The sequence below is a fragment of the Lactobacillus sp. HBUAS51381 genome, from assembly GCF_012641095.1.
Lineage (GTDB): Bacteria > Bacillota > Bacilli > Lactobacillales > Lactobacillaceae > Levilactobacillus.
In genome coordinates, this window is the sequence record NZ_JAAVSC010000098.1 from 1 (window position 1) to 282 (window position 282).

Annotated in this window: 1 protein-coding gene; it reads left to right on the forward strand. The window is 42.6% G+C overall.

Features of this window, described 5'->3' with window-relative positions:
- The coding region (locus tag HEQ50_RS12670; RefSeq protein ID WP_168900833.1) for a transposase at positions 1–282 on the forward strand (282 nt) is incomplete at both ends.

A 282-nucleotide genomic window follows, 5' to 3' on the forward strand; every position in this document is an offset into this window, starting at 1 on the left:
AAGTAAAAGTAAGGCTAACATTGCGGTGGTGACGGATTTAGTCGTAGCTAAAGAAGACGTTATTCCCTTGGATGTACTGGGTTTTAGTGAACTGAAGCATGTCGTACTTCAGTTCGGTAGCAACGTTGAGATTGTATTCGAAGCAACTGGCGTCTATTCACGCCGCTTAGAATATTTTCTTCGGCAAGAACATCTGAACTATCATATTCTAAATCCATTGGCCGCTAAGAATCGTATCGCCACAGGATCGCGTCTTAGAAAGAACGATAAGCAGGATGCTAA